Source organism: Corynebacterium kroppenstedtii DSM 44385 (assembly GCF_000023145.1).
Taxonomy (GTDB): Bacteria; Actinomycetota; Actinomycetes; order Mycobacteriales; family Mycobacteriaceae; genus Corynebacterium; species Corynebacterium kroppenstedtii.
Window position 1 is genome coordinate 1,493,130 of the sequence record NC_012704.1, and the last position, 24,553, is coordinate 1,517,682.

The following is a 24,553-nucleotide window of genomic DNA, read 5'->3' on the forward strand; positions in this document are numbered from 1 at the left end:
TTTACTCCCCCAGAATCCGCGGTACTTCGAAACGGTCACGCTGGCTAGCCGGGGCCTGATCCAAGGCCTGCTCAGCCGTCAACGTCGGATGAACTTCATCCTCGCGCATAACACCGGCAAGATCAGAGGGATGGCTCATCGGCTCAACGCCCTCGGTATCAACATTCGATACTTTTTGGACGTGCTCGATAATGCCGTCGATCTGGTCAGCGAATTCATCCAGCTCGTCGTCGGTGAGAGAGAGCCGAGACAAGCGCGCAAGGTGCGCGACCTCGTCGCGGGAAATAGAAGACACAGTGGTTCCTTCACCTGGTGTGACAATGATGACTCCCCTAGCTTAGCCGGTTCCGGGATTCATGTGGCCTTAGGGGGACGGCCGCCGACGGTCGCCACGCGCATCGGGGTGCAACAACCCGAAATGCACCAATCTGTCTATTTCTGTCACCCGGTTCCCACGCTTGTCACGAGGAACGCCTACACTGTCTAGTTGATCACAGCGCAATGATCACACCGCACCGTCGAATAAAGGGTTTTCTATGTCGTTCCTCCTCCGCGTCTTCCTGCCTGATGCTCCCGGCAGCTTAGGCCGTCTTGCCGCATCGATCGGCGAAGTCGGCGGGGATATCCGCAGCGTCGATATCGTCAGCCACAATTTTTCCGACGGTGCCGTTGTGGACGATATTGTCATCGATCTTCCGCCCACATCCCTCCCCGACACCCTTATTACCGCAGCTCAACAGGTCGATGGCGTCGAGGTCGATTCCATCCGCCCGTTCTCTGGCTCGGTGAACCGCTCCGGTCAGGTCGCCATGTTGGCATCGATTGCCCAGGCACCATCCCGAAGCAAAGCTCTCCAACTTCTTGTCGACGGACTTCCGACGACGATGTCGGCGGGGTGGGCCATCGTACTGAGCGGACAGACCGACGTGCATCGCCTTGCCGCGTCCATGGCCGCCCCTGAGGATGATGGGCGCATTCTTCAGTCCACCCCGGTGACGACGGCCCGATGCCTTGACCGTGAGGACGACGATTGGCTGCCCGAGAGCTGGACGGTCATGGATTCAGCGCTAGCGGCCGCACCGATTAGCGACGAGGACGAGGTTCTCGTCATCGGCCGCCCAGGCGGCCCGGATTTCCTTGCCGGGGAGGTTGAACACCTCGGCAAGCTCGGCACCATCCTGAGCGCCATGATGGACTAGCGCGGGAACCGGGAGCCTACGATAAACGCCCTATGACTTGAGGAAGTACGTGTAGGCCATAGAGTCCGTGACCTCCTTGAACTGGTACCCCAGTTCTTGCATGTGATGGTCGAAATCATCATCCGACCCATCGCCCGCCGGGTTCTCCGTGTCATCGAATCCGCAGAGCACGCGACCGTAATCCATACCGTGGCTCCGGTAGTGGAAAAGGCTAATATTCCAGTGCGTGCCCAGGACCTTCAGGAAGTGGAGCAAGGCACCAGGGTGCTCAGGGAATTGGATGGAGAACACGCGCTCGTTGAAATGCCTAGGTGCTCGCCCGCCAATCATGTAGCGGACATGTTCCTTCGCAGCGTCGTCGCTGGATAAATCGACGACATCATAGGAGCGCTCCTGCAAGTCCACGATGATGTCGTCGCGCTCTTGATCCCCCTCGTGGAGCTGAACACCCACGAAGATGCGCGCACGATCATGGTCATCCACGCGATAGTTAAATTCCGTCACAGACCGGCCGCCGAGAACCTGGCAGAACTCGAGGAACGCGCCTTTACGCTCCGGAATCGTCACGCCCAGAAGCGCTTCGCCGTGTTCACCCAGCTCAGCGCGTTCGGAAATGTACCGGAGGCCATGGAAATTCAGGTTCGCACCAGAGAGCACGTGGGCCAGTGTCTCACCATGCACTCCGTGGGTCGTCACGTATTTCTTCAACCCCGCGAGAGCAACGGCCCCCGACGGCTCGGCCACCGCGCGGGTGTCGTCGAAAATATCTTTGACGGCAGCACTGATTTCGTCGGAATTAACCGTGATGACCTCGTCGAGATTATCCCGACATACACGGAAGGTCTCGTCACCGATGCGGGCGACTGCCACACCTTCCGCATACAGCGAAACACGGTCCAATGTGACGGGCTCGCCGGCCTTCAAGGCTGCGGTCAAGCAGGCCGAGCCCTCGGGCTCCACACCGATAACGCTGATGCGTGGGTTCAGTTGCTTCAACACGACGGCGACGCCAGCGGCTAGACCACCACCGCCGACGGGAACGAAAACCCGGTCAACTGTCGACGCTTGCTGGAAGATCTCCAGCCCGATGGTCCCCTGACCAGCGATGACATGTGGATCGTCGAAGGGAGGGACGAAAACTCGGCCCTCCGATTGGGCAATTTCAGAGGCGCGTTCCTTGGCCTCGTCGAAGTTGTCGCCGAAAAGAAGGACCTCGCCACCGAAGTTCCCGACGGCATCGACCTTAATCTGCGGGGTCATCGTCGGCATAACGATGAGTGCCGACACATCCATAATGCTGCCGGATAGAGCAATACCCTGCGCATGGTTACCCGCCGAGGCCGTGACCACGCCACGGCGTTTCTCGTCATCGGTGAGGGCCGCCATGCGAGCGTAGGCGCCGCGGACCTTGAAACTATGGACCGGCTGGGTGTCTTCGCGCTTGACATAGACGTCATTGCCCAATCGCTGCGACATCCGTGGCATCGGCTCGAGCAGCGTTCTCTCCGCGGCGTCATACACGGGGGCGCGAACTACTAAGCTCAAATAATCAGAATTGGAGGGGTGGGGGTTTTGGGCGGGAGGCATGTGTTACTCCTGAATGTCGTCTATCTCATGTCGTCTATGTCATCGTTAGCATCATGACCGAATAGTCGGCCAAAGGGAAAGCTGCTGCTTAAGCAGGGTCACTCACACGGCCTGTTTCTAAAAGCTCTTTAAAACCGTCCTCGTCGAGAATACGCAACCCGAGGTCCCGCGCTTTCGTCTCTTTCGATCCAGCATTCGCCCCGACGACAACATAATTTGTTTTCTTGGAGACCGACCCCGCTGCGCGACCTCCCCGCGAAATAATCGCTTCCTTCGCCGAGTCACGCGTGAAATCTTCCAACGTACCCGTGACGACGACGGTCGTGCCCTCCAAGGTCTGCGGTTGGGCTTGCTGCTTGTCATCCTCCATGCGGACACCGGCCGCGGCCCAGGCGTCGACAATTTTTATATGCCAATCGACGGCAAACCATGAGCACAACGACGCCGCAATGATGCTGCCGACTCCATCGATTCGAGCTAGCTCCTCCTCGGACGCGCTGCGAATGGCCTCGAGAGAGCCATATTTCGTGGCCAGCGCACGAGCAGCTGTGGGGCCCACGTGACGAATAGAAAGCGCCACGATAACCCGCCATAACTCGGTGGACTTCGCTTCCTCGAGGTTTTTCAGCAACGCCTTCCCCGTCGCGTTGATCTTCCCCGCTTTCGTGGTAAACACCGACGTCAAACGAAGATGTGATTCATCGAGGTCAAAGAGCTCAGATTCATTAGTCAGAGCTCCCGACCTGATGAGGTCCTGGATACCCGACACGCCCAAAGCATCGATATCGAAAGCAGACCGGCCGGCCAAATACGTCATCCGAGCCAGCAACTGACCGGGGCACCCTTGTGTATTAGGGCATCTCCAATCGGCGTCATCCGCCTTGGCCTGCACCAACGGCGTGCCACACTCAGGGCAGACAGTAGAGAACACGAACGGCTTTTCGGACCCATCACGCGCATCTGCCACCGGGCCCAGCACTTCGGGAATGACCTCGCCAGCCTTGCGGATGGTGACTCTATCACCGATCAACACACCTTTGTCGTGGACCTCCGACGGGTTGTGTAGCGTCGCCCGAGCGACCGTTGAGCCAGCCACCAGGACGGGATCTAGCACGGCGTACGTCGTCGCGCGACCAGTCCGGCCGATGCCGATGCGAATATCGCGCAGCGTCGTCACGACCTCTTCGGGCGGATATTTGTAGGCAATAGCCCACCGGGGAGCGCGCGAGGTCTCGCCCAAATCCTCCTGCTCAGCTAGGTCATCAACTTTTACGACTAGACCGTCCATTTCGTGGGTCGCGTCGTGACGGTGCTCGCCCCAATATTCCATTTGAGCAATGACCTCATCTGCCGAGGTCACACGCTTGGTGTACGGGGATACCCGAAAACCCCACGCGGCCAAAGCAGTGTACGCATCATGTTGGGTCGAAGGCTCCCAGCCCTCGCGTGCTCCGATCCCGTGGCAGATCATCGACAGATTCCGCTTAGCGGTTTCCGCGGGGTTCTTTTGACGCAGAGATCCCGCTGCGGCATTGCGTGGGTTGGCAAAGGGCTTCCGGCCTTGCTCCACGCGGTCGGCGTTAATCACAGCGAATTCTTCGACACCAATGAACACTTCGCCGCGCACTTCCACCAACTCGGGCACGGGATACTCGTCCGTCGGAGAAATCGTTTGGGGGATATCCGAGATCGTCCGGGCGTTCGGGGTGATGTCTTCGCCGGTGAGACCGTCGCCACGAGTCGCGGCGGACACGAGTTCGCCGTCGCGATACACCAGGTCGATGGATAAACCGTCGATCTTTAACTCCGTCAAGTACGTCGGCGCGGGGGTTCTATGCAGCCACTCCAGCAACTCGGACTTCGAAAAAACATTGTCCAGGCTGTACAACCGCTCGATGTGACGTACCGGGGCGAAAGTTACTTCGGCGCTGCTGGTCTCGGTAGGGGTCGGGACGGGCGCGCCCACCTCTTCCGTCGGTGAACCATTCTTGGCCAGCTCCGGATGGTCTGCTTCCAGGTCTTGGAGGGTCTTGAAAAGGTGATCGAATTCGGCATCCGAGATCACGGGCTCACTGTTGTAGTACAGGTCACGGTGGTGCCGAACATCAGCAGCAAGCGAGTTCCATTGTGCTTGAAGATCGGTGCTCACGTCAGTGGAATTCCCGGAATTATTCACACGCCCAGCATAGAGGGATTTCACCGCCGGCCCACATCACAGCTGCCACTACCAGCGCACGCCGTGGACAACGTCGCAGGTGCTACCACAGGCGCTACCACGGCCAATGTCGGTGCAGACCGAACACCTATCCCCGTGTCCGACCCGTCGTCTAATCTATGCCTATGCCGCTTCCATCGTCCGCGCCGAGTCACTTTGATCCCTCCTCTATGCTCAGCTTCGATCTGGAGACCACGGGCACTAATCCTCTACAGGCGAGAATTGTGACGTCGGCACTCGTGTCCATCCATGGTGGATCGGCCAATTCCACCGAGCTACTCGCCGACCCGGGCATTGAGATTCCTGAATCAGCGTCACAAATTCATGGGATTTCGACGGAGTACGCGAGGGAACATGGTGAACCTCATGACGATGTCTTGCACAAGACGATTCGTGCGATTTACGACGGATGGGAGCGTGGGCAGACGCTCATCGTGTTCAATGCGGCCTATGACCTCACGATTTTGCGGCACCTGGAGCCATCATTCGTCTGCAGTGGATTAGTGTTCGACCCCCTGGTGATGGGCCGGGCGTTGGAGCCACAGCGGACAGGCCCGCGTAAGTTGGGGACCTTGGTGAAGCGTTATGGAATTCAGTTGGACAATGCCCACAATGCCAGCGCAGATGCTCTCGCGGCGGCTCGGGTGGCGTGGAAAATGGCACGGATGTGGCCTGATTTGGTGAAGAAAACATCCGATGAGTTGATGGAGTTTCAGGCCGTTTCTTATTTCGACTACCAAATACATCTGCGTGACTATTTCGCGTCACAAGGCCGAGAGATGACGGATTTCTCCACCGCGTGGCCCATGCGGGATGGTTCACGCACGTGACCCACATGAAACAGTAGTGCTGCTACACAATGATGGGGTTTTTCTTCCCCGCTACTTTCACTCACCACAATTAAAGGTTAGGATAGCCTCATGCCAAGGATTTCAGCGAAGTCAGTGATTGAACACCGGCGTCAAACGTCCGAGAAAATCCTCGATGCCGTCGAAGAAATCCTCGAAGAATCCCAAACCGACCAGAACGCAACCCCGCTGACTGTCGGGACTGTTGCTAAGCGCCTCGGTATGGGCAGGTCAAGCCTCTACCGGTATCACAACAATGTCGACGACATGATCGAGGCCGTCGTCGTTCGGGATTTCCCCCGGCGCGCCCAGGTCATCACCGACCAGATGGACGATGCGCCAGGGCCGCTCGACGCTATCGAGGCCTACGCCCGCGCCAGTTTCCGCGAGGCCCGCGAGTCCCGGCACTCGTGGAGATCCGCTCTGTCCCGAGTTCATCTTGACGACGACGCACGAGCACGAATTGGACGTCTGCATGCCAAATTGACCCAGGCTCTGGCGCGTGAGGTCGATAAGCTGCCCGATATCCCGGCGGAATTGAAGCCGGAGCTGATCTCGAGTATCCAGTCGCTTATTAATGCTGGTGTCACCGCGATGGGTGGTCCCATGAATGGCCATGGTGGGGCCAAAGGGCCGCATGGTCGCGAAGTCACCTCAGGTTCCTCTGGTGAGGATAATGGCGATTCCGGACACGATTCTGTCCCCGTGATGCAGCACCACACCGCGGTGGAAACCGAGAACACTCGTGCTGTTGAGCCGTTAGATAACACCGAAGTGGAAGATTGGTACGTGACAGCGATCCAGGCTGTGATCACTGCCGCACAGAGTTCTGTGCAGCGGCCAACTCAATCCAAGTAAACGCGGGGATTACGGGCTGCCAGGGCGGTCACGGCTACAGCCGCCGCCAAGGCTATAGGTCTCCGCTATCGCGGCGGAGCATATCCCGAACATCGTCAGCTAAACGCAGCGATTCCGCAGTGGATTGCTCCCGCCCACGTCGGCCATGTCCTTCAACAATGCTTACCCGCTCCCCCATGAGAGTCGGGTTAATCCCCATCGCCTTCCACACGCGGGCAATGCGCACCGCACGATCACGGGCGGGATCCTCACTAGCGTACGCGGTTGTCACGATGGCCTGGTCGCGATCGTGGTCACCAGTGTCAACACCGGCACTGGCACCAACACCGTCGGCAGTAGCCCCGCGAACGATCCCAGCAGCATCATCGGCAGCACCGTTGTCGCCCGCCACGCCGATCCCCAACGACCGACCATCAGCGTCGATAAGCTCACCCACTCGGTCAAGCATGTGGTGCGTCGACGACCCATCCGCGACGGCGCGTTCCAGTTCATCCAACCCGATCAGCGGCATTGCCCACGCTGGCATCTCGAGATCATCCGGTAGCGATGCCCCGCAAGACATCACAACACCAGCAACAACACCATGAGAGGCGTCGTCGGTAGTAACCCCTCCCAGCTCGTCGAACACGCTCCCGATGGTCCTGTCCCACTCAGTACTCAGAACATCGTTGTGGACGGGAGGAATAATGTCCCAATCAGTGGTCCCAGCGATACGTCCCCGGACGAGCGTGCCCACGTAAGGTTCCTCCATGTGCAGGACAATACGCTTGCCAAAGCGACGGTGGATCTCCGAAAGGTACTCGGCAACACCGCCGCTCCACTCGTCGTGAAAACCGCGAACTGCCGACCTATCCGACACAATACGGTGGCCATCCGATAACTCCGTCGCGACCGCCAGCGACCATGGGCCCATGACCTGGACCTTCATCTCCTGGCTAGAGAGCGCAGAACCTCCTTCCCACGCTTCCTCATGCACATCGATATCGCGATGGATCTCATCATTGCGCCGGCGTGAAGCCACCGTCGGGCCCGACATTTGCCACGATCGTGGCCCCTGAATATAGGAGGACGACAACAGCGACAACGTCGATCCCGACAATGACGACCCGACACCGCGGTTAATCAACTGCGGGATAAACGGCAGCGCAGCCTCCCCCGCGATAATGCGAGCCGCCTCGCGAGGATCGCGAGTTACCAGGGCTCCCCACCCCGACGCCCACGTCGCGCCACCCGAATTCTGGTTCATGGCCAGCATATTAGCTGTTCGAAGACGCGCCCGCGGTGGTTGGTTGCAGCTTAGAGACCGACACCGTGTCACAAATCGTTCCCGAGCCCAACACAATGTCGCCATCAGGGTCAGGACGGTAAATCACCGCGGCTTGACCGCGCGCAACACCGGTCAGCGGGGAATGGAGATCAATCGTTGCCACACCGTCGTCAATAGTTACCGTGGCATCGACAACACCGCCATGGGCACGAACCTGGACCTGGCACTCCTGCGTCGATCCTTCATGCTCGTCGAGGCGAATGAGACGATCGGCATACAACCGCCCAACGCGAAGATCATCGCGTGTGCCGACGGTGACAGTTCCGGTGTCAGCATCAATATCGGTGACATACCTGGGTTTTCCGTCGGGCGCTGGACCAGGTAGGCCGAGGCCCTTGCGCTGCCCGATGGTGAAACCGTAGATGCCGTCGTGATGGCCGATCACGTTGCCATCCTGGTCTTTCAGATCACCCGACCGGACACCGATGTGGTTGCCCAAGAACGCCTTCGTATTCCCATCCGGGATGAAGCAAATGTCATGGCTATCGGGCTTCGACGCCGTCACGAGTCCAGCCGCCTCCGCCTCTTTGCGGATATCAGGCTTGCGGGTGTCTCCCAGCGGGAATAAACAATGGGCCAACTGCTCATCGTTCAAAACCCCCAGGACATACGACTGGTCTTTGTTATCGTCGATGGCCCGGCGGAGTTCGCCATCCTTCAACCGCGCATAATGGCCCGTCGCCACGGCATCAAACCCCAGCGCGATACCGCGATCGAGCAGCGCCTGAAATTTGATCTTCTCATTACACCGCAGGCAAGGGTTGGGCGTCTCCCCCATCTCATACGAATTAATAAAAGGATCGACGACGTCCTCGCGGAATCGATCGGAAAAGTCCCAAACGTAGAAAGGGATTCCCAGCGCATCGGCAACACGACGAGCATCGCCGGAGTCTTCCAGCGAACAGCACCCGCGCGAACCGACGCGCAACGTCGTCGGCGTCGAAGCTAGAGCTAAATGAACGCCGATGACCTCATGCCCCTCGGCGACCAATCGCGCAGCGGCAACGGAGGAATCAACACCGCCGCTCATTGCTGCCATTACACGCATGACAATCCCATCTGTTGAATACGAAACTAAGCCACACACTTTAGGTAGTTGTGCTCACCAGGACAACCCTGCTTACGAAGGTACTGGCCCGGCTAGTTACTTACGCCATCCCGCGGCTTACGGCGTCCCGCCGATTTACGCCATCCCGGCAGCACGCGCCTGTTCGACAATCTTCGGGAGGACCGCTTCCAGAGCGGCAACATCCTTTTCCGACGTCGTCCGCCCCAAGGTAAACCGTAGCGTTCCGCGGGCGGCGACGGGCTCCACGCCAATCGCCATGACCACATGGCTCACCCGATTCACGCCAGCCGCACATGCCGACCCGGTCGACGCGTCGAAACCCGCTTGATCCAACAACATAATGAGGCTATCGCCTTCCGCGCCCGGGAAACTCACATGAACATGCCCCGGCAGCGCTGGCTCCGCCGTATGAATTAACGAATCCGGAATCTCTCGCTTTATGAAGGACAGTAAGCGGTCCCGAAGGCCGGAAAGCCGAGCGCGTTCGGCCTCCATCTCGCGACAAGCCTCGGTCAAGGCAGCAGCGGTCCCCGCCGCACCGGCAACATTCAGCGTTCCTGGGCGAATGGACCTTTCCTGCCCGCCGCCACGCAGAATCTTGTGAAGATTCGTCGCACGTCCGCACAACAACAGGCCGGTTGATCGCGGGCCACCAAATTTGTGTGCCGACGCCGCAATCGTCGTTGCACCCGACGAATGGAAGTCCACGGGAACGTGGCCAACGGCCTGCACGCCATCAGCGTGCCACGGGACGTTGTGCTCTGCGGCCAGCGATGCGATCGCATCAACCGGTTGTAACGCGCCGGTTTCATTGTTCGCCCACTGGAGAGCCATGAGTGTGGCTGGTCCGTCGGTAAGAACGTCGGCAAGAAAATCGGTGCGGTAATGACCGCTGGAATCAACGGGCACCTCGATAACATCAGCTTCTGGCCCCGGGGATGACGGATCTGTACCCAGCGCTTTGGCCGGTTCAAGCACCGCGGGATGCTCCACCGATCCGACGATGACACGGTGTGGCGACGACTTTTCTTGGGCACGTTCGGCATAAATCCCCTGCACAGCGAGGTTATCGGCCTCTGTTCCGGATGCCGTGAAAATGACCTCGATCGGCTCGGCACCGAGCAAACGCGCGATGGTCTCGCGGGCTTCTTCCACAGCTTTGCGTGCATCACGCCCTGACGCGTACTGGCCCCCGGGGTTCAGAAGATCCCACGAGTCCATGATAGCGTCTTTGGCAACCTGTCGGAGAGGACTTGTTGCGGCATGATCCATAAAAAAACGAGCTGTAGTCACCCTTCGAAGGGTAATACAGCTCGTTCAAGCCTTCATCTAGTACTCACGCACCGAGCGGTGCTGAGTCATCTAGCGGCTTTTAATGGCCTCCGTAGCCTGAGGAGCCACGTCGAACAGGTCACCGACGATACCGAAGTCGGCGATCTCGAAGATGGCTGCTTCCTCATCCTTGTTGACCGCAACGATGGTCTTGGATGTCTGCATACCTGCCTTGTGCTGGATAGCACCTGAAATACCGAGCGCAACATAGAGGTCCGGCGACACCGTCTTACCCGTTTGTCCCACCTGGAACTTGCCCGGGTAGTAGTCAGAGTCGACGGCGGCACGGGAAGCACCCACTGCAGCGCCGAGAGCATCGGCCAAAGGCTCGATAACGTCGGCGAACCCGTCGGCGGATCCGACGCCGCGGCCACCAGAGACCACGATCTTCGCTTCGGTGAGCTCGGGGCGATCGCCAGCCTCTGCCGGGGAGAAGGACGTGATCTTCACGGCAACTGGGCCGGGCTCAGGCATCTCGACGGGCTCAATATTTCCTGCGGCCGCCTGAGGCTCGGGATCCACCGAACCGGGACGGAGGAGGAAAATCGGGGAAGATCCTCCGACGGAGAGCTCGACGGTGTAATCGCCACCGAAGATAGAGCTGGCTGCAGTGTGATCGGCATTAATCTCTGTCACATCGCAGAGAACACCGGATGCTACGCGGGCACCGACGCGCCCACCGATCTCTTTGCCCGTCGCGGAGGACGAAATGATGACGGGTACTTCGAGGCCAGCTGCCAGGGCAGACAAGGCGTCGACAGAAGGCGTCACCAAGTAGTTAGCAGCATAATCATTTTCTGCTGCGTAAATGGTTTCCGCACCCGCAGCGGCTAAGTCGTCCTTCAAGGCTTCTGCTGTGCCCTCAGCACCAACAACAACCGCGCCCACGGAACCAAACACGCGACCAGCGGTAATCAGTTCATTGGTGTTGTTGGACAAGGCTCCATCAGCATGTTCGACGAGAACTAGTACATCAGTCATGGGAAAGTCCTTTCGTTACCGGCCATTACTGACCGAATATTCCTGTTAGTAAACAAACAACGATGGTGAGTTATGGTCTCGATGCCACGTTTAGATGAGCTTTTCGTTGGCCAAGAATTCCACGAACTTCGTTCCACCATCGCCTTCGTCGGTAATGATTTCACCAGCGGACTTTTCCGGCTTGGGTGCGTATCCGGTCACGGACGTCGCAGCATTCTCCAATCCGACGTTGGCAGCGTCGACTCCAATATCTTCGAGATCGACCTGCTGAATCTTCTTCTTCTTTGCGGCCATGATTCCCTTGAAAGCAGCGAAGCGGGGCTCATTGGCCTTCTCAGTTACGGAGATAATGGCCGGTGTCGGAGCCTCCAGGTTGTACACGCCCTCTTCGCGGGCGCTTTCGCCGGTGACCGTACCATTTTCGACGGAGAATGAACGCAGACCGGTCACCGCAGGGATCTGGCGGTATTCCGAGATCAATCCGGGCACGGTTCCCATATTGCCGTCGGTGGACTCGTTGCCGCAGATAATGAGTTCGATGTCATCAACCAAGTTGAGGGCCTGCGACAGTGTCCATGCAGTTCCCAGGACATCGGAGCCAGCGAGGGCATCATCGCAGACGTGGATAGCTTCGTCACAGCCGAGCGACAGTGCCTTCCGCAGTGCTTCCTTGGCACTTTCAGGGCCGACGGTCAGGGCGGTGACTGTGTAATCCCCTCCTGCTTCCTTGAGCTGAAGGGCTGCTTCCACGGCGTTTTCATTGATCTCGTCGAGAACCTGATCGGTGCTCTCGCGGTCAACGGTGTAATCGTCCTCGGTGAGCTGCCGCTCGGAGTAGGTGTCCGGTACTTGCTTAACTAACACGACAATGTTCGACATTCATTCACCTTTCTCATGGTGTCGGGGCGAAAAACCGGAGGCTGCAGTCGTCGCCGGCGTACCTCACATCAATATCTCGCTCGTTTTGAAGACCACTTTAACGCACTTTTGTGGCCTAGCACACAAAAGTGTGTTCAAACTCTCTAGACCCGTGACCAATGCCCCCGTTTGTGTGGACCACAGCGCCGACATCATTCCCGTGATCCGGTCGGCTTCCCGCGGTCTCACCGGGATTACTGGCGTTGTTGTCAATGGACCTTATTAATGGACTCGACGTGGCCCACAAATGAACGCAACCGAGGAATTCTTCCCCTGCCTATCCCCCACCTGCGTGATCACGATCGTGTAACTACCACCTGACGCCCCAGACGACGGTGAGTCCGCAGTCACCTCCGCTTGAGACAGTCGGTGAGCAGAGGCTTCTTTCTTGCGCTGGTTGCGTACCTTCTTCCCCGAATGTTTCCGCGCGGCAGACATGATTTTTGCCCGAACATGATCGGGGTTCGCTGCCACACCACGCACGAGAATTTCGATCTGCTCAGGAGCACGCTTCGCCATCGTCGACGTCAGTTTGGACAGTGGCACAGCATCCAGCACCTCACACGCTAAAACACCTGCTGGCGGTGTATCGCCAGTTAAGAAGGCAATATGGGGATCGATCTGACGCATCCCCCACCGGTACGCGGCTTGGCGCACCAATCCCGCCCGAACAATCGCTCCATCCGGATCGACGATGTAGCGATCGGCCAGGCTTTTCTTTCCGCTTTCCGTGGCCTCGTCTACATCCGACGACGGCGCCGAAGGATCTGCCGTTTGCGGGACTTCTGGATCCGTATCAGTAAACATGTCGACGGATCCATCCGCATGGATCAGAGTTGCCCGGCGCGTAATCCGTCGCTGGTGAACCGCGCTGTCATCATCATCCGTATGACCGTCGCCCGTGAGTAGCGCACGAATACCCGACGTTGACGCCGCAATTTCGGGCGTCCACAAACATGCCTCTTTAACAGCACCGACGACGGAAATAATCTCTACTTCCCCATCCCAACTGGAGTAATCGATTCCAGGGGCGCACTTCACGACGAGTTCCGGCGAACTATCAGGCCGCAGACCACGCCATATATCGATCAAGCCGGGTAGCGGCGGAATTAAATCCTGAGGCTGAGAGATTCGTCGGCCTTGAGCACGCCGTGCAGGATCAGCGATAACAACAGCCGGAAACGACACTGGACACAAGGCATCAGCGCGGATAATCAGCGGGCGAATGAACCGCGCCGGGTCTACGCCATCTATTCCCGAGCCTGCATCCTCCCGCGCGGCTTTCTCACACACCGCCTTCTCAAGCACTGCCATATTGTGCCGGGCCATCGCCACACGGCCGGGATCGATATCAGACCCGACCGCAGTCAACCCCTCACCAGCAAGAGCAGCAAGCTCACTACCAATGGAGCATGTCACATCGTGCACCAGCCCGCCTGCCTGCAGCGACGGCGCCAACGCCAACCGCCTCGCCCTGTACTGAGCAATCACCAGGGCGGTTGCCTGCTGAACGGACTCCGCGTCAACGAGCCACTCGTCAACAACATCCTCAGATACTTTGGCGTCCACCGGTCGAGGACCCCGCACCGACCGTCGAGCAATCATTAACTCAGCCAAAGCACGACCATATTGGCCATATTTCGAGCGCAACCGAGCCCCGTCGGCAAATTCAGTGGCCTTCGAAAACTCCAGCGGTTCTGCCTCGGCGCACGCGTCCGGATGGCTCGTTATCCACGCAACGTCGTCTCGCGATAACACCGTTAGGCCCACCCACGGGCATAGTAGGTGTCGAAGGAGCGTTCCACAGTGAAATATTCATCCATAAAGGGACGATCCCGAACCGCGCCGGTCACAGGTTCAACAGTCAGATCCGAGGCGTACCCCAGCACTTCATCAACAGTTCGGAATGTATCCAACATACGCAACTGCACCCACGTCGGCGGAAGGAGACGGATTTTGCGGTAACGCCAGCCATCGAGCAATGTTGACGGCCTAAACCACCCGCTCGACGCGGCCTCTATCGCATCATCATGGGTATTCTGGCCTTCCGGCTGCGCGGCCACAAAGAAGTGGGTGTCATAGCGCGCCGTGTCCCCGGGTGGGCTCACCCAGTTTGCCCAGGGTCGCAGCAGGTCAGCACGCAGATACAGACCGGTGTCGTCCAGGAAATTAGAGAACGCCAACTCGTGGCTTTCTAGGCGCGAGCGGAAAGGAATGTAGGGGTCGGTATCGCCCACAACATTGCCATCGTGCAGGCCGGCCAGCAGAGTTCCCGATTCTTCAAATGTTTCTCGCACAGCGGCACAAACCAGTGCACGGGCATCGTCTCGCGGAACTTTCAAATGACGCGCCCACCACGATGTATCGTGACCAACCCACCGAAGCTCCGGCGAATCCACGCCATCACCGTCAACATCCCCAGGAAGATCACGCTGGTCAACTCCGCCACCAGGGAAAACGGTCATTTCCGGGTAGTGGACCATGGTGGAAGCGCGTTCTTGAACGTAAACCTCCATCCCCCACACCGTGTCCCGCAGCAACAGAACGGTAGAGGCACGTCTCTCACCTGTCGGTGTCAGAAACATGACCCTCCCTTTCTGCCAAGCAGACAACTTGTACACCACACTGCTATCTCACAGTTTCGTCCGTGAGCATCTTCTGCGAGCATCGTTCTCAGTGAGCATCGTAGATTAGCTCAAACACTACCGGAATTATCGACGATGACGCCGCGACGATTTCACTCGGTGAGCGAAGAAACGACCGTCGACGGTATCCAACGTAATCGGCTGATGGAACGTCTTCGTTAAATTCTCTCCGGTGAGGACCTCGTCGATAGGTCCGGCGACAACCTGTTTGCCCTCGTCAAGGAGCATTGCGTGGGTGAATCCCTGAGGGATTTCTTCCACGTGGTGAGTAACCATAACGATCACGGGAGCATCAGGGTTATCTGCCAGTGTGGATAGTCGCTCGACGAGATCCTCACGCCCGCCCAGATCAAGACCAGCGCCTGGCTCGTCGAGAAGAAGTAATTCCGGATCGGTCATTAACGAGCGCGCGATTAATACCCGTTTGCGCTCCCCTTCTGACAGGGTCGACCAGGTGCGGTCGGCTAAATGCATCGCGCCGAGATCCTCGAGGATGAGCGTGGCTTGTTCCTTATCGACGGCGTCGTACTGCTCACGCCACCGACCGAGAATGTTGTATCCGGCGGAGATCACTAAGTCGAGAACACGCTCGCGGCCCGGAATACGCTGGGCCAATGCGGACGACGACATACCGATCATCGTGCGCACATCCCGCACATCGGTCTTGCCTAAGACCTCGCCCATGATCACGCTGCGGCCCGTCGTCGGATACGTTTCCGCACCCGCAACCTTCATCAGCGTCGTCTTACCAGCACCATTCGGGCCGATAATGACCCAACGCTGCCCGGGCTTCACCACCCAGTTCATGGGCTGCAACAGCGTCGAACCATTCCGAACGACGCTCACGTCGTCAAGGGAAATAAGAGCGTCGGGGTCAATCGGAAGTGCATCAAGCTCCTCACGAGAGCGAACCGTCGCGTGAGGCTGAGAATCATCGGAACCGTGCGTGTGGGAAGAAGTGTCGTGTCGAGTCACATCACCATCTTAGGGCTAACCCACGACACGTTCCGTCACTTTGCACAAAGCGTCGTCACTTTCGACGAACTGCCGCCGGAAATGATCAGCCCAAAAAGGGGTTCTGTGCTGCGCGATATCTGGGTTGTCCTCTACTCTGTTGGAGAGAACGAGTGCGGAGCACGACAAAAAGGAGATACCTGTGACCGGACGGCTCGGAACCGTTGGACGACTCGGCATTGACGACGTCCGCCCCCGCGTATCCAGTGGCGAAGTACCCGCCAAGGCAGTGGTCGGAGAGGTCATCCCCCTCAGCGCTGTCGTGTGGCGCGAGGGGCACGACGCGGTCTCTGCCACAGCCATCGTGAAGGGGCCTACCTCCGCGTCGGGGCCCTCCGCCGTTCAGCGCATCCCCATGGTGCCGGCACATGGTGATCCCGACCTGGTCAACGCCATATTCGTGCCCGATTGCCCGGGGACATGGACGTTCCGTATCGACGCGTGGTCGGACCCCTACCGCACGTGGCGGCACGCCATCGAGGCCAAGGTTGAAGCTGGTCAAAGCGCTGAGGAGGTCGCGAATGACCTCGAAATCGGTGCGCGGATTATGGAGGACACCGCCAACAACGTTGCCTCCGTCACCGACCGCCCCCACCTGTTGTCTGTGGCCGCGTCATTGCGGTCCGATCGCGATATTCGCGCGCGCATTGCCCCGGCACTGTCGGCAGAAACGACGAGCATTTTCCGACGGACACCTCTCCGCGAACTGTTGACGCGCGGCCGCACCTACGAGGTGTACGTGGAGCGTCGGCGCGCGCTCGTCGGATCCTGGTACGAGTTCTTCCCGCGCTCCACTGGGGGCGTGGAAAATGGCGAACCGGTGCACGGAACGTTTGCGACCGCCGCCGAGTCTCTCGACCGGATTGCGCGAATGAACTTTGACGTTGTGTATCTCCCGCCGATCCACCCCATCGGCCATATCAACCGCAAGGGGAAGAACAACACGCTCGACCCCACGCCGGATGACGTCGGTTCCCCCTGGGCCATCGGATCATCCGAGGGTGGCCATGACGCGGTCCACCCCGACCTCGGCACTCTCGACGATTTTGACGCGTTCGTTGCCCGTGCTCGTGAACTGAACCTCGAGGTAGCGCTCGATTTCGCGTTGCAGTGCGCCCCTGACCACCCGTGGGCTGCGCCTCACCCCGAATGGTTTACCGTTCTTCCCGACGGCACTATTGCCTATGCGGAAAACCCGCCGAAGAAGTATCAAGACATCTACCCCTTGAATTTCGATAACGATCCCGAAGGATTATTCGCCGAAATTCACCGAGTCCTGGTGTTCTGGATCAAACGCGGGGTCCACATCTTCCGTGTGGATAACCCCCACACCAAGCCCACCGCGTTTTGGGCACGTCTGATTTCCACGATCCACCAGACCTACCCCGACATCGTTTTCCTCGCGGAAGCGTTTACCCGTCGGCCAATCCTCTATGGCCTGGCAAAAGCTGGTTTCTCACAGTCGTACACCTATTTCACGTGGCAGACGTCGAAAAAAGAACTGGAAGCATTTGCTGAGGAAATTCGGGATGCGGCCGATGCCTGCCGGCCCAATCTCTTCGTGAATACACCCGACATTCTCCATGCAAGCCTTCAGCACGGCGGAAAGGCAATGTTCGCGATCCGTGCGGCTCTCGCCACCACCCTGAGCCCATCGTGGGGCATGTACTCCGGTTTCGAGATCTACGAACACGTCGCAGTCAAAGAGGGCAGCGAAGAATACCTCGATAGCGAAAAGTACCAGCTCAGGCCACGTGATTTTGAGGGAGCTCGCCTCCGCGGTGAATCACTGGAACCGTTCGTGACGGTGCTCAACACCATCCGCAGGGAGCAGCCCGCTCTTCAACAGCTCCGGACACTCAGGCTCGTGCCGTCGGATAACGACAAGATCATGGCGTACACCAAGGTTGATCCGCTCACTGGAAATGCGCTGGCCATCGTCGTCAATCTAGATTCTGAGAACGTTCAAGAGACGACAATTCACCTTGACCTGGAGTCGCTGGGGCTGCCCTCGACTGTTGAGGTTCACGACCTTATTACTGACCAACAATGGACGTGGGGTGAGGACAATTACGTGCGCCTCGATCCGACCTTCAACGTGTGTCACATCGTTAAATTGCCGGAAATCCCCACTAACTATCGCGACCGCAGCGGCTTTGCTCCTCACCACGAGTATCGCTACACCTGCTAAGACCTGCTAGAGCGACGGTACCTGTACACCCGCCCACCCCCTGAGGAGAGACCATGCCAACTATCGACCCGAATGACCGCGCACGAATACTTGCAGGTACCCATTACAACCCGCACTCCGTTCTTGGGGCACACCCCCACGACGACGGAACGACGACCATCACGGCGTTTCGGCCCGGCGCGGAATCAGTCACCGTGGAGACCCCGTCCGAGACTGTCGACGCGGTTAACGACGGTGATGGTTTCTTTACCGCATCCATTCACGGTGGAGCGACCGACCACCGGCTGCACATCACGTATCCCGATGGTGAGACCATAACGATTGCTAACGGGTACACGTGGCTACCCACACTCGGGGAAATGGATATCCACCTCATCGGCGAGGGACGCCACGAGCGCCTGTGGGAAGTGCTGGGTGCTCATGTCCGCCATTACGAGACCGAGATGGGGAGCGTCGACGGTACGTCGTTCGCTGTGTGGGCGCCGAATGCTCAGGGCGTGACAGTGACGGGTTCGTTTTGCGCGTGGAATAAAAACCAGTTCCCCATGCGCTCGCTGGGGTCGTCGGGAATTTGGGAAGTTTTCATCCCCAATGTCGCTGCCGGGGCGTACTACAAATTCTGCGTGACCACGCCTGATGGGAATCGGATCGATAAAGCCGATCCCATGGCGCGGCGGGCTGAGGTGCCGCCGGCTACGGCGTCGATCGTGGCTGATAGTGATTATTCATGGTCCGATGATGAGTGGATGGCTGAGAAAACGCGGAAGAATCTCCAGGACTCGCCCATTTCTATTTACGAAGTTCACCTGGAGTCCTGGCATAAGGGCCTTTCCTACACAGAGCTCGCGGATGAATTGGTGTCCTATGTTTCGGATATAGGATACACGCATGTGGAATTCATGCCGGTCACCGAATATCCGTTCTCGGGGTCGTGGGGGTACCAAGTCACCTCGTATTACGCCCCCACTTCGCGTTTCGGTACTCCCGACGAGTTCCGCGCCCTTGTCGATGCCTTCCACGAAGCGGGTATCGGCGTCATCATGGACTGGGTCCCCGGGCACTTCCCCAAGGACGAGTGGGCACTAGCCCGCTTCGACGGCCGCGCCTGCTACGAGCACCCCGATTGGCGACGAGGGGAACAAAAGGACTGGGGTACCTACGTCTTCGACTTCGGACGAGCGGAGGTACGCAACTTCCTCGTGGCGAACGCATTGTACTGGGTCGACCAGTTCCACATCGACGGACTGCGTGTCGACGCCGTCGCCTCGATTTTGTACCTGGATTACAGCCGTAAAGAGGGCGAATGGCTCCCCAACCAGTACGGTGGGCGCGAGAACCTTGATGCCGTTCAATTCCTGCAGGAGATGAACGCTACCGTCGAGAGGGCCTATCCCGGGACAATGACCGTGGCGGAGGAATCCACCTCGTGGCCAGGGGTGACGGCCCCCACGTACGAGGGCGGCCTGGGCTTTACGTTCAAGTGGAACATGGGATGGATGCACGACACCCTCGAATACATCTCCAACGACCCCATTTACCGCCCCTGGCACCATGGGGATATCACGTTTTCGCTGGTCTACGCCTGGTCCGAAAAGTTCATTCTTCCCATTAGCCATGATGAAGTGGTCTACGGGAAGGGGACGCTATGGTCACGGATGCCGGGCGATACATGGAATAAGGCAGCAGGGCTGCGCACCTATCTAGCGTTCATGTGGGCGCACCCCGGCAAGCAACTCTTGTTCCAGGGGCAAGACTTTGGGCAAACCACCGAGTGGAATCACGACGAGTCTCTGCCGTGGGGGCAGCAAGAGGGCTGGGAAGGCGAATACCACGCAGCCGTATCACGCCTGGTCAAGGACCTTAACGGTCTCTACTCGGCTACCCCTGCGCTCTACACACAAGACAACGAACCCAGCGGTTTTTCGTGGATTAATGCTAGCGACGCCCAACGCGGCGTGCTGAGCTTCATGCGGTACGGGTCGAACGGGCAGCGCGTCGCGTGCGTATTCAACTTCTCGGGAACCACATATCCCCAGTACCAATTGGGCCTCACCAATGCTGGACGGTGGACAGAAGTTCTCAACACCGACTCATCCGATTATGAAGGCGCCGGTGGCGGAAACCTGGGGCAGATCACGGCGAATAGTGGTGAATACGACGGCTACCCTGCCTCAGCGACTATCTTCGTGCCCGCCATGAGTGCCCTGTTCTTCCGCTTCGACGGGTAGCGGCGGGGATGACGTAGCACGGCTGGCGGGCTGGCGGGAACGATCGCTACCTGTCTGCTGGCCAACCAGGCTGGGGTTTTAGAACAGGGCGCTCGCCATTTCCCGTCTGGCTGTGGCTACGCGCGGGTCGGCGGGATCACACAGCGTGAACAGTTCGATCAACCGATCTTTAACCTGGGTCTTTTGATCTCCTGCCGATACCCGCAGGAGGTCTAGAAGCACACGAAAAGCGTCTTCCTCCTTCGACGAGATCATGTACTGGTCGGCCTGGGCGAAGGTCTTCTCTGGTTCAGACGTCGGGTGGTCGGATGCCTGCGCCTCCGACACTCGTTTGAGGAGGGACACGTTCGCGCGCGCAGCCTTGGCCTCAGCGTTGTGCGGCTCGGCGTCGATAATCTTGTCGTAGGCGGCGAGCGCAGCATCGAAGTCGCCGTTATTGAGAGCCTCTTCAGCGGCGTCCAACCGAGGGTCTGACGGCGGTTGTTCGTCCTGGGTCGTCGACCCCTTCTCGGCGTCGGGAATACCGGGCAATTTGTCGCCGACTATCTGCAGGATTTGGTCGATCCACCCCTGTAATTGTTCCTTCGGCTGTTGCCCTTCGCGAGCATCAAGCGGGCGGCCATTCGCCAATGCTATGACTGTCGGAATAGCGCGAACTCCGAAGGCCTGGGCAATCTGAGGAACTGTGTCTGCACTGACATTGGCAAAGATCCACTTGTAATTCGCCTGCCGTGCCAGGGCCTCAAGGTTCTGGACGATGTCTTGAGAATCTGGCGACCGCGTCGAACTGATCGCGACAATGACCGGGACCTGCAGAGACCGCTTCAGGACGTCATTTTCGAAATTGGCCTCGGTAACATCGACGGTCATTTGTGCTGTGCCACTAGTCGGGCTGTCACCAGGAACGCCGGCACCGCCGGGTCCATGACCGCCAGCGGATCCACCCGGCGTACTGCCGGTCCCGCGCGCTTGGCGCTGGCGTTGCTTTTCCGCCTCCGCTCGAGCTTCGGCCCGTGCTTTAACTTCGCCTAGATCAACTGCACCAGCTATGAACCGCTCAGGGCCTTTTCCCGGAGATGTCATTACTGTCTTGTACCCCTCTCAGTAAGAATGTCTAATTTATCTGTGCATCGTCACTATATTCTTGGCGATACTATCGGGCGGTGCTACGTCTCGACCAGGCACTGCTGCATATCCGTGCCGACGCGTTGTACCTACGTGGCACGATGCTCCGCCCATCCAGTATTCACTTTTCGGACGGAGACGCGAGGCGACGGTTCACCGCGTCCACCTTCTCGGTGAGCTGGTGGTCATAGCCCGGGCGAATATCCGCTTTCACCACAAGGGACGTTCTCGAGCTCACTGAGCTGACGGCTTCCGTTGCTCGCTTGACGACGTCGAAAACCTCGTCCCACTCGCCTTCGATCAGCGTGAACATGGCGTTTGTCTCGTTCGGAAGACCCGACTCCCGCACCACTCGGATTGCCTCAGCAGCCGCATCCGCGACACCGCCGTCGTCGTCAGTAGAAGTAGTTGGAGCAACAGAAAACGCAACAATCATGGCCCCGATGCTAGTCCAGCTCGGCGGACAATGTCGTACAAAATCACACCCCTGAATACGCCTGCGAAGAAGCAATATTGGCCGCGGGGGGCATAGCATAGAAGCATGAGTAACAACGAGTACAGCACCGAAGTACCGCACGAACTAGTCAACTGCCTGGATCACGTAGGTATCGCCACAGCTGACTTGGATGCCACGCTGGAGTGGTACCGCACGAACATGGGGTGGATCTGCCACCACGTCGAAACAAATGAAGAGCAGGGTGTTCAGGAGGCCATGGTTGGCCCGAAGACCCTCACGGAGCTGCAGGGAATGATTCAGGTTCTGGCTCCGCTGAACGAGAAGTCGACGATCGCTAAGTTCCTTGACAAGAAGGGCCCGGGTTTGCAGCAGATGTGTCTGCGCACGACCGATATCGACTCTCTCTGTGACCACCTGCGTAAGCAAGGCACCCGGCTTCTTTATGACGAGCCGAAGAACGGAACCGCTGGTGCTCGCATCAACTTCGTTCACCCGAAGGATGCAGGCGGAGTTCTTCTCGAACTGACTCAGCCAGGGAAGTAAGTTTTCCTGTCGCTGTGGGGTCCACCTTGGTGGGCCCCATTTTTGTTGGGTTCGACGGTGATGGCGGGACCTTTGTTGGGACCCCGTTTTCACTGGACGAGCGAGCGGCCCCGCCTTGGCACGCTAAACCGGCCGGACCCTGGCGCGCTAAAAAAGACGAAGCTCCTGCGACGGGGTACCACGCAGCTCGTCGTAGTCGACGGTCACGCACGTGAACCCACGATCCTCCGCGAGCGTCCGTGCCTGCGGTTTGATCTCTTGCGCCGCGAAAAGTCCCTGCACTGGGGCTAAAATTTCATCCCTGTTCAGCAACTCGACGTACCGTGTGAGCTGCTCGACGCCATCGATACCGCCACGCCGTTTCACCTCAACGGCCACAGTCTTCCCGCTAGCATCCCTGGTCAAGATATCCACGGGGCCAATAGGCGTCGGATATTCGCGGCGAACGAGCGTAAAGCCCTCCCCCAATGCTTCCGGATGCTGCGCTAACAGCTCCTGAAGATGCGCTTCCACACCATCCTTCGTGAGGCCTGGATCCTCCCCCAGGTCATACGTCGTGTCAGAAATCTTGTCATGCACCGTAATGCGGAGCTGTTCCCCTTTTTTATTCTCGACGACCCAAAGCTCCTCTTCATGCGCGGTGTGAGCTGAGCCGTCGGTCCCCTGTTCTTCAGAATTGCCGACGGAACTACCGTCGGTAAAGTCGGTGTCGGGATCATCTATAGCAATCGGGTGGACCGTGAGCGTACACGGCGGGGTCATCCAATTGAGCGGTTTATAGGCCCGGTCATCGGCGTGGACTGACACTGATCCGTCAGCTTTGACCATGAGTAGACGAGTCGCTTTGGGCAAGTGGGCGGTTAAACGACCAACATAATCGACGGAACACGTAGCGATGACAAGGCGCATGAGCGAGAGAGTACCAAATCGCGTTATCTCAGAACCTATTACGTCACGGCGTCGAGCAAGGCGCTGCGTCTAGCGATGTAGGCGATCAAGCCACGCTTGATACGACCGTCGTTAACTGTGCCTGTGGAACCTGTGGCCCCGTTCTTTAACCCGTCGGGGGTGTTTACTGAGCCGCTGAATCCTGGTGCTCGGGGCGGATTCCAACCACGCCACCAATGCCATATCCATAGCGTGTCCCCCGGCTACATCCACTCGTACATCCCCCGCTTGAAGTTCGACTATCCGAGGATCAGCTAATAGCCGTAATACCCCCGTTTTGACGTCTCGTCGGCCAACAATTTCTATATTGTGCCTTTCACACGATAAGTCTGCCCCCGGTTTAAGAGACCGCAGCAAGTAAAGCGTTGCGGCGTCTTCCCCCAAAATGATGACCCCGTGGTGCCAGCGATGTCGTCGGCCGTCACGATAAACGGCGGTACAGACTGGTATGCCACGGGGCCGGATCCACGAAAATCGCCATATGGCGACTCCCATTCCCCATACGAGGATGGCCATACACGCCATTGTCACGGTGAAGAGAACCATGGGCCACCTCTCCCATTACGTCCGGCGACGGCTCGTCATGCACGTCGTTCCTTGAGGTGAGTATAAACGACGAAGCCCCCGTGTTCCTAAGAATTGGCCTTAGAAACTACGGGGGCGTAGGTGAGAGCTATACAGTCGACCTACTTTTCTTTCGCACGCTGGACTGCTCGGAGCTCGGATTGAGCTTGAGCACGGTCATGCGAATCCGTGTCGGAGCCTTTGTAGCTCTGCTCTGCGCTGGAAACATCCACTTCTGATGACCACGTGGCGTGGTCCGCCAGAATAGATACCTTGTGCTTGCCGACGGACAGGAACCCGCCCTGTACTGCAGCGACTTTCTTTTCGCCGTCGGTGGTACGGATGATGACCACACCGTTTTCAACAAGCTGCCCAAGGATGGGTTCGTGTCCGGGAAGTATGCCGATTTCACCTTCTGTGGTCTGTGCGGTGACAGACGTCGCAGCACCGGACCATAGCGCTCGCTCAACGGAGACTAACTCAGTGGCAATTTCAGCCATGGTG

22 protein-coding genes are annotated in these 24,553 nt (G+C 58.4%); 6 read left to right on the forward strand and 16 right to left on the reverse strand.

Annotated elements, in window-relative coordinates; genetic code table 11:
• Window position 1: 1 nt before the first annotated feature.
• On the reverse strand, window positions 2-295 hold the full coding sequence (gene gatC, locus CKROP_RS06195) for an Asp-tRNA(Asn)/Glu-tRNA(Gln) amidotransferase subunit GatC (protein ID WP_012731884.1): 294 nt from the start codon (window positions 293-295) through the stop codon (window positions 2-4).
• Between the two features lie 241 nt (window positions 296-536).
• Here gatC and CKROP_RS06200 point away from each other — a divergent pair, with 241 nt between their 5' ends.
• Window positions 537-1,199 (forward strand): ACT domain-containing protein, encoded by a 663-nt coding sequence (locus CKROP_RS06200; protein ID WP_012731885.1) that lies wholly within the window; start codon window positions 537-539, stop codon window positions 1,197-1,199.
• Between the two features lie 30 nt (window positions 1,200-1,229).
• On the opposite strand, the gene ilvA is transcribed toward CKROP_RS06200, so the two are convergent.
• Both ilvA and ligA read right to left on the reverse strand, forming a co-directional pair.
• Entirely contained in the window at window positions 1,230-2,786 is a 1,557-nt protein-coding gene (gene ilvA / locus CKROP_RS06205) for a threonine ammonia-lyase, biosynthetic (protein WP_012731886.1), read from the reverse strand.
• 88 nt (window positions 2,787-2,874) lie between these two features.
• The gene (gene ligA / locus CKROP_RS06210; RefSeq protein WP_041629412.1) at window positions 2,875-4,962 is read right to left on the reverse strand and encodes an NAD-dependent DNA ligase LigA; all 2,088 of its coding nucleotides are present in this window, start codon (window positions 4,960-4,962) and stop codon (window positions 2,875-2,877) included.
• A 158-nt stretch (window positions 4,963-5,120) separates the two neighbouring features.
• Between ligA and CKROP_RS06215 the strand changes: the two genes are divergently transcribed.
• Window positions 5,121-5,831: a 3'-5' exonuclease gene (locus CKROP_RS06215; RefSeq protein ID WP_012731888.1), complete on the forward strand. Its 711-nt coding sequence runs from the start codon at window positions 5,121-5,123 to the stop codon at window positions 5,829-5,831.
• A gap of 90 nt (window positions 5,832-5,921) precedes the next feature.
• Window positions 5,922-6,707, forward strand: a complete 786-nt coding sequence (locus tag CKROP_RS10730; protein WP_012731889.1) for a TetR/AcrR family transcriptional regulator — start codon at window positions 5,922-5,924, stop codon at window positions 6,705-6,707.
• A 52-nt stretch (window positions 6,708-6,759) separates the two neighbouring features.
• On the opposite strand, the gene CKROP_RS06225 is transcribed toward CKROP_RS10730, so the two are convergent.
• The 8 genes from CKROP_RS06225 to CKROP_RS06265 form a co-directional block, all read right to left on the reverse strand.
• Window positions 6,760-7,953 (reverse strand): hypothetical protein, encoded by a 1,194-nt coding sequence (locus CKROP_RS06225; protein ID WP_148209653.1) that lies wholly within the window; start codon window positions 7,951-7,953, stop codon window positions 6,760-6,762.
• A 10-nt stretch (window positions 7,954-7,963) separates the two neighbouring features.
• Window positions 7,964-9,082, reverse strand: coding sequence for a tRNA 2-thiouridine(34) synthase MnmA (mnmA, locus tag CKROP_RS06230; protein ID WP_012731891.1), 1,119 nt, complete (start codon window positions 9,080-9,082; stop codon window positions 7,964-7,966).
• A gap of 135 nt (window positions 9,083-9,217) precedes the next feature.
• Complete coding sequence (locus CKROP_RS06235; RefSeq protein WP_012731892.1) at window positions 9,218-10,375, reverse strand: cysteine desulfurase family protein; 1,158 nt, start codon at window positions 10,373-10,375, stop codon at window positions 9,218-9,220.
• Between the two features lie 90 nt (window positions 10,376-10,465).
• Window positions 10,466-11,416: an electron transfer flavoprotein subunit alpha/FixB family protein gene (locus tag CKROP_RS06240; RefSeq protein WP_012731893.1), complete on the reverse strand. Its 951-nt coding sequence runs from the start codon at window positions 11,414-11,416 to the stop codon at window positions 10,466-10,468.
• 90 nt (window positions 11,417-11,506) lie between these two features.
• Window positions 11,507-12,295 (reverse strand): electron transfer flavoprotein subunit beta/FixA family protein, encoded by a 789-nt coding sequence (locus CKROP_RS06245; protein WP_012731894.1) that lies wholly within the window; start codon window positions 12,293-12,295, stop codon window positions 11,507-11,509.
• 261 nt (window positions 12,296-12,556) lie between these two features.
• The gene (locus CKROP_RS06255; RefSeq protein ID WP_052292373.1) at window positions 12,557-14,104 is read right to left on the reverse strand and encodes a TRM11 family methyltransferase; all 1,548 of its coding nucleotides are present in this window, start codon (window positions 14,102-14,104) and stop codon (window positions 12,557-12,559) included.
• On the reverse strand, window positions 14,095-14,919 hold the full coding sequence (locus CKROP_RS06260) for an NUDIX hydrolase (RefSeq protein ID WP_012731896.1): 825 nt from the start codon (window positions 14,917-14,919) through the stop codon (window positions 14,095-14,097). Before CKROP_RS06260 ends, CKROP_RS06255 begins: the two co-directional genes overlap by 10 nt.
• A gap of 126 nt (window positions 14,920-15,045) precedes the next feature.
• Window positions 15,046-15,858, reverse strand: coding sequence for an ABC transporter ATP-binding protein (locus CKROP_RS06265; protein ID WP_041629416.1), 813 nt, complete (start codon window positions 15,856-15,858; stop codon window positions 15,046-15,048).
• A 277-nt stretch (window positions 15,859-16,135) separates the two neighbouring features.
• On the opposite strand from CKROP_RS06265, the gene CKROP_RS06270 reads away from it, so the two are divergent.
• Window positions 16,136-18,184 carry an alpha-1,4-glucan--maltose-1-phosphate maltosyltransferase gene (locus CKROP_RS06270; RefSeq protein WP_012731898.1) on the forward strand — a complete coding sequence of 683 codons (2,049 nt, stop codon included), beginning with the start codon at window positions 16,136-16,138 and terminating at the stop codon, window positions 18,182-18,184.
• A 53-nt stretch (window positions 18,185-18,237) separates the two neighbouring features.
• The gene (gene glgB, locus CKROP_RS06275; RefSeq protein WP_012731899.1) at window positions 18,238-20,412 is read left to right on the forward strand and encodes a 1,4-alpha-glucan branching protein GlgB; all 2,175 of its coding nucleotides are present in this window, start codon (window positions 18,238-18,240) and stop codon (window positions 20,410-20,412) included.
• 78 nt (window positions 20,413-20,490) lie between these two features.
• On the opposite strand, the gene CKROP_RS06280 is transcribed toward glgB, so the two are convergent.
• Both CKROP_RS06280 and CKROP_RS06285 read right to left on the reverse strand, forming a co-directional pair.
• On the reverse strand, window positions 20,491-21,495 hold the full coding sequence (locus tag CKROP_RS06280; protein WP_012731900.1) for a tetratricopeptide repeat protein: 1,005 nt from the start codon (window positions 21,493-21,495) through the stop codon (window positions 20,491-20,493).
• Between the two features lie 163 nt (window positions 21,496-21,658).
• A complete protein-coding gene (locus tag CKROP_RS06285) occupies window positions 21,659-21,973 on the reverse strand; it encodes a thiamine-binding protein (protein WP_012731901.1) in 315 nt (104 codons plus the stop codon).
• A 105-nt stretch (window positions 21,974-22,078) separates the two neighbouring features.
• Between CKROP_RS06285 and mce the strand changes: the two genes are divergently transcribed.
• Window positions 22,079-22,537: a methylmalonyl-CoA epimerase gene (gene mce / locus CKROP_RS06290; protein WP_012731902.1), complete on the forward strand. Its 459-nt coding sequence runs from the start codon at window positions 22,079-22,081 to the stop codon at window positions 22,535-22,537.
• Window positions 22,538-22,684: 147 nt separating this feature from the next.
• Here mce and nucS read toward each other — a convergent pair whose 3' ends face one another.
• From nucS to CKROP_RS06305, 3 genes are all read right to left on the reverse strand, one after another.
• Window positions 22,685-23,446, reverse strand: a complete 762-nt coding sequence (gene nucS, locus CKROP_RS06295) for an endonuclease NucS (protein ID WP_012731903.1) — start codon at window positions 23,444-23,446, stop codon at window positions 22,685-22,687.
• 111 nt (window positions 23,447-23,557) lie between these two features.
• Window positions 23,558-24,031, reverse strand: coding sequence for a DUF2550 family protein (locus CKROP_RS11875; protein ID WP_052292374.1), 474 nt, complete (start codon window positions 24,029-24,031; stop codon window positions 23,558-23,560).
• Between the two features lie 140 nt (window positions 24,032-24,171).
• The gene (locus CKROP_RS06305; RefSeq protein WP_012731905.1) at window positions 24,172-24,549 is read right to left on the reverse strand and encodes a F0F1 ATP synthase subunit epsilon; all 378 of its coding nucleotides are present in this window, start codon (window positions 24,547-24,549) and stop codon (window positions 24,172-24,174) included.
• Between the last annotated feature and the right edge of the window lie 4 nt (window positions 24,550-24,553).